The sequence below is a fragment of the Bacillus hominis genome (assembly GCF_018332515.1).
GTDB lineage: Bacteria > Bacillota > Bacilli > Bacillales > Bacillaceae_G > Bacillus_A > Bacillus_A hominis.
In genome coordinates this window covers 1-1,175 of record NZ_BOQD01000461.1, presented here as the reverse complement: position 1 = coordinate 1,175, position 1,175 = coordinate 1, and the positions used below count along the sequence as shown (strand labels likewise).

Genomic DNA, 1,175 nt, shown 5'->3' with positions numbered 1-1,175 from the left:
AAATAAAAAAGAAAATGTTTAAACACTTTCTTTTTTTAATGTAACCAAGATAAAAAAAGCGGAACGATAACTAAACTAGCTCCAGCAGTTAAAAGCATTGATAAACTTGCAATTGTACCTTCTACAGGACCGATTTCAAATGCTTTTGATGTTCCGGTTCCATTCGCGCTAGTACCTAGCATTATACCTTTTGCGAGCGCTGTTTTAATACGGCATATGCGTATGAGCGTAGGACCGAGTAATGCTCCAGTTAAGGCAGTTAATACGACGAAAACGGCTGTTAATTGTGACATGCCGCCAATCATTTCTGAAATAGCCATTGCAATAGGTGTCGTTACAATGTGCGGTGCTAAACTTTGTTCTATTGTAGAGTCAATTTGAAAAAAATCAGCTAATAGTGCGGAAGTAATAACCGATAGAAATGAACCAACAATGACATTAATTAAAATGGCCGTTCCATGTTTTTTTAATAAATTAAAGTGTTTATAGATTGGCCATGCGAAAGCAACTGTAGCAGGTTTTAATAATTCTGTTAGCCAATGACTACCAGATTCGTAGGTTTCGTATGGTGTATCTAATCCAAGTAATAAAGCAATTAAAATGATTGGGCATACAAGAAGGGGAGAAAGCAAACTCCAATTCCAGCGTTGATACATTTTTTTAGATACCCAATATGTGAATAGTGTTAATAGTAAACAAAGAAAGCCGATCATTGTGGTGATCCTTTCCGCTTTAATAGCAATTCTGTTAAAAGTCCTGTTACGAGAGTGACACAAAGTGTACTAATCACGATAGTTAAAATGAGATCGATTCCATATTGTGATAATGTATCTTTGTAACGAATGACAGCGACTGCAGAAGGGATGAAAAATAAAATAAGTTCTTTTAATAAAAAGTCTGCACCGTCTTGTATCCATTCTTTTTTCACTATGTTAAATTTTAATGAGATTAATAATAGAAAAATACCGATTATACTTCCTGGAACCGGGAGGTGTGCCTGTTTTGCAATCCATTCACCTGTCCAAGCGAAACAAAATAATAATAATATTTGTCCGCTTAACTTCCACCATTTCATACAGTAACCACCTCTTTGTTTTTTACATAAAAATTGTAAAAAATAATTCGCAATTTCTACTATACGTTCATTCGAAATATTTGTCTAATATATAAATTAT

General features: G+C 34.0%; 2 protein-coding genes. Both read right to left on the bottom strand.

Annotation, left to right across the window (positions count from 1 at the left end; translation table 11 throughout):
* Positions 1-35: 35 nt before the first annotated feature.
* Complete coding sequence (locus KI356_RS26365) at positions 36-713, bottom strand: LrgB family protein (RefSeq protein ID WP_212936924.1); 678 nt, start codon at positions 711-713, stop codon at positions 36-38.
* On the bottom strand, positions 710-1,075 hold the full coding sequence (locus KI356_RS26360; protein ID WP_002121493.1) for a CidA/LrgA family holin-like protein: 366 nt from the start codon (positions 1,073-1,075) through the stop codon (positions 710-712). The genes KI356_RS26365 and KI356_RS26360 overlap by 4 nt, the downstream gene beginning before the upstream one ends.
* Between the last annotated feature and the right edge of the window lie 100 nt (positions 1,076-1,175).

What these genes read in the sequence shown, in the direction of transcription:
- KI356_RS26365 (WP_212936924.1), bottom strand. Translation starts at nt 713, where the DNA reads ATGATCGGCTTTCTTTGTTTACTATTAACACTATTCACATATTGGGTA.
- KI356_RS26360 (WP_002121493.1), bottom strand. Translation starts at nt 1,075, where the DNA reads ATGAAATGGTGGAAGTTAAGCGGACAAATATTATTATTATTTTGTTTC.